General features: G+C 70.3%; 4 protein-coding genes. All 4 read right to left on the bottom strand.

Annotated features, from left to right (window positions below; all coding sequences use genetic code 11):
• Positions 1-553 (bottom strand): DNA recombination protein RmuC (locus VOI19_RS16330; RefSeq protein WP_323794023.1); only part of this gene is annotated, 553 nt, incomplete at its 3' end.
• 60 nt (positions 554-613) lie between these two features.
• Positions 614-2,197, bottom strand: coding sequence for a bifunctional diguanylate cyclase/phosphodiesterase (locus VOI19_RS16325; protein WP_323794022.1), 1,584 nt, complete (start codon positions 2,195-2,197; stop codon positions 614-616).
• 10 nt (positions 2,198-2,207) lie between these two features.
• Positions 2,208-2,987, bottom strand: coding sequence for an exodeoxyribonuclease III (locus tag VOI19_RS16320; RefSeq protein WP_323794021.1), 780 nt, complete (start codon positions 2,985-2,987; stop codon positions 2,208-2,210).
• A 42-nt stretch (positions 2,988-3,029) separates the two neighbouring features.
• On the bottom strand, positions 3,030-3,581 hold a 552-nt coding region (locus tag VOI19_RS16315), incomplete at its 5' end, for an acyl-CoA dehydrogenase family protein (RefSeq protein ID WP_323794020.1).

The following is a 3,581-nucleotide window of genomic DNA, read 5'->3' as shown; positions in this document are numbered from 1 at the left end:
GTGCGTCGTCCTCGTCGGTGCTCGTCGCATCGAGGTAGGCGTCGAGGGGCACCTTGGCGTCCAGGACGACCTGGCGCCCGCCGGAGAGGTGCACGACGAGGTCGGGACGCAGGGCACCGTCGTCGAGCTGCACCTGCTCGTGGAAGTCGCAGCGGTCGACGAGCCCGGCGAGCTCGACGGCCCGTCGTAGGTGCAGCTCGCCCCAGCGGCCGCGGACCTGGGGCCGGCGGAGCGCGGTCGAGAGACTCTGGGTCTCGCGGCGCAGGGTCTCGGTGGAGTGGCGCATGTCGCTGACCTGCTCGTGGAGCTGGCTCTGCCAGGCGATGCGGGTGTGCTCGAGGTCGCGCATCTGGTCGTGGAGGCGCTCGAGGCTCTCGCGGACCACTGCCTCCTCACCCGCCTGCTGGTCGAGCGCGCGCGTCAGCCGTTCTTCGGCGGGGGAGTGAGGTCGCGGACGAGCCATGGCGGTGGCATAGCCCGCGACGGCGCCGAGGCCCGCCGCCAGCAGCAGGCCGAGGCACACGAGCAGCAGGGCGGGGGTCGAGATCTCCATGAGTCCAGGATGACGGCGACCACCGACAATCAGGCGCGCCGCGACGCCAGGGGGCCGCTTCTAGAGCTGGAGGTCGGGCAGGAGCAGACCGTGATCGGCCACCGAGGCGATCACACGGGGCCCTGGCGTGGGCGAGCCGAGCAGCGTCCCCTGACCGAGCGTGACGCCGATCGCCCGCGCGTGGCCGAGCTCCTCCAAGGTCTCGATGCCCTCGGCGACCGGGGTCAGGGTCAGGTCGTCGAGCATCCGTGACACGTGGCCCAGCAGCGTCCGTCCGGCCTGTCCGCCACCCTCGGAGACGAGGCTGCGGTCGATCTTGACCCACTCCCACGCATAGCTGTTGAGCACGCCGAGGGCCGAGTACCCGGCTCCGAAGTCGTCGACGGCGAACCCGATGCCGGCCTCGGAGAGCTGAGCCGCGAGCATCCGCTGCGACGGCGTCCACCGGGCGACGTGGCGCTCCGAGATCTCCAGGACCAGGTGGACCCCCGTGCCGTCGAGACGCTCCGGGAGCGACTCGAGGAGGCGGCTGTCGCTGCGCAGCTGCTCGAACTCCACGTTGATGCTCAGCGCCACCGGCTCGCCGGCGGTCTGCACGACCTCGGTCATCGTGGTCAGGGCGCTGTCGAGCACGACCTCGGTGAGCTCGTCGAGCATGCGCAGCTTGGAGGCGGACCCGACCATGAGCAGGGGGGAGACCTGGCCGACCTCGAGGTGCTGACCACGCACGAGGGCCTCGTAGCCGCGGATCTTGCCGGTGGTGATGTCGGCGATCGGCTGGTAGGCCACCCGGACCCGCCCTTCGTCCAGCATCTCGCGCAGCAACGTGCTCTCGTCGTACCACCGCGGATAGCTGGGGCCGGGGCGCGACTGCTTGTTCTCGCGCATCCGCCGCTCCGCGGCACGCAGCAGGTGCTCCGGGTCGTCGACGAGGTCGGTGGAGAGCGCGGCGCCGATGCTGACGTCGACCGAGAGCATCAGGTCGTTGACCGGGATCGGCGCCCGCAGGAACGCGCTGAGGTCCTCCACGATCTTGTCGAGATGCTCGGTGTCGGCCACTCGACGCACCACGACTGCGAACTCGTCGCCGCCGACGCGCCCGGCGATGATCTCGTCGGGGAAGGGGCCGTAGCGGATGCGGGCGCCGGTCTCACGCAGCACCTCGTCGGCGTCGAGGTGGCCGAACTGCTCGTTGAGGTCCTTGAACCGGTCGATGTCGAGAAAGAGCACCCCGAGCCGCTCGGCGTTGCGATTGGCCATCGTGTCCTCGAACAGCTCACGGAAGAAGCCGTGCTGCCACAGGCCCGTGAGGTCGTCGGTGACCGCGCGTCGTCGCAGTCCCTCGTCGCGCCGAGCCGCCTCCTTGGAAGCGTTGGCCATGGTGGCGAGAGCGGTCATCACGCGGCGGTCGAGACCCGTGAACGGCGGCGCCCCCGGTGGCCGGCGAGCGACGAGGTAGCGGTTCTCCGAGAAGAGCACGCTGGCGTCGGGGAGTGGAGCCGGTGCGACCTCGATGGAGGTCCGCGCGACCACGGCACGACGGCACCACTCGATCAGGCGCTCCTCGACCTCGTCGCCGGGCCAGGGCATCTCGATGGCCGCGTCCGACAGGACGTCGATGAGTGTGCTCTCGACCGAGACCATCAGATAGTCCTCATTCGCTCAGGTCCACCACGACGGGGGCATGGTCGGAGGCACCGGTGCCGGCGCGTTCGTCCCGATCGACGAAGGCGCCCGTCACGCGACCGGCGAAGGCTGTGGACCCGAGCACGAAGTCGATGCGCAGGCCGCGGTTGCGCTCGAAACGCTGGCGGTAGTAGTCCCAGTAGGTATAGCTGTCCGGCCCCGGGGTGTGCGGCCGGGCGACATCGACGTAACCCTCGTCGAGGATCGCCTGGAAGGCGGCGCGCTCGCGGGGTGTGACGTGGGTGCTCTTGGCGAACTGTGCGATGTCGAAGACGTCGTCGTCGGTGGGTGCGATGTTCCAGTCGCCGACGAGCGCGGTGGGGGAGTCGGCCCAGGTCGCGGCGTTCGCGCGCAGCCGCTCGAGCCACTCGAGCTTGTAGAGGTAGTGCGGGTCGTCGATCTTGCGGCCGTTGGGCACGTAGAGCGACCACACCCGGACTCCGCCGCACGTGGCGCCGATGGCGCGCGCCTCGGCCACCGGTGGGTCGCCGAAGGGCGGCATGTCGGGGAAGCCGACCTCGACGTCGTCCAGGCCGAGGCGACTGATGATGGCCACGCCGTTCCACTGGTGGTAGCCGGCAGCGGCCACCTCGTAGCCCATCGACTGCAGACCCATCAGCGGCAGCTGGTCCTCGCGGGCCTTGGTCTCCTGCAGCGCGAGCACGTCGACGTCGTGCCGCGCGAGGAACGCCTCCACCCGCTCGATGCGCGAGCGGAGGGAGTTGACGTTCCAGGTGGCAAGGCGCACAGGGCGCAGCCTAGACGGCGCCGGGTCGCGCGGGCACACGACTCACACGAAGGCGCTCTCTCCGGTGATGGCGCGGCCGACGATGAGGGTGTTGATCTCCCGCGTGCCCTCGTAGGAGTAGATCGCCTCGGCGTCGGCCACGAAGCGGCCCACGTGGTGCTCGAGCAGGATCCCGTTGCCGCCGAGCACCTCGCGTGCCCAACCGACCGTCTCGCGCATGCGCACGGTCGAGTGGACCTTGCACAACGAGGCGTGCTCGTCGCGCAGGCTGCCGGCGTCCTGCAGCTGCGAGGCGCGGACGTTCACCGCGGTCGAGGCCGTGACGTTCGACAGCATCTTGACCAGCAGGTCCTGCACGAGCTGGAAGCCGGCGATGGACTGGCCGAACTGCTCGCGGGACTTGGTGTAGCGCATCGCGTGCTCGAAGGCGCCGCGCGCGCAGCCGGTGGCCTGCCAGGCGACGCCCATGCGAGTCACGCGCAGTACCTCGGAGGTGCTGGCGAACGAGTCGGCGCGAGCGAGTCGGTGGGTCTCGGGGACGAAGACGTCCTCGAGCGTGATCTCGGCGTTCTGCACGACCCGCAGGGCCATCTT

This window comes from Nocardioides sp., from assembly GCF_034670285.1.
Lineage (GTDB): Bacteria > Actinomycetota > Actinomycetes > Propionibacteriales > Nocardioidaceae > Nocardioides.
This window is presented reverse-complemented; position numbering and strand designations above follow the sequence as displayed.

What these genes read in the sequence shown, in the direction of transcription:
- VOI19_RS16325 (WP_323794022.1), bottom strand. Translation starts at nt 2,197, where the DNA reads ATGGTCTCGGTCGAGAGCACACTCATCGACGTCCTGTCGGACGCGGCC.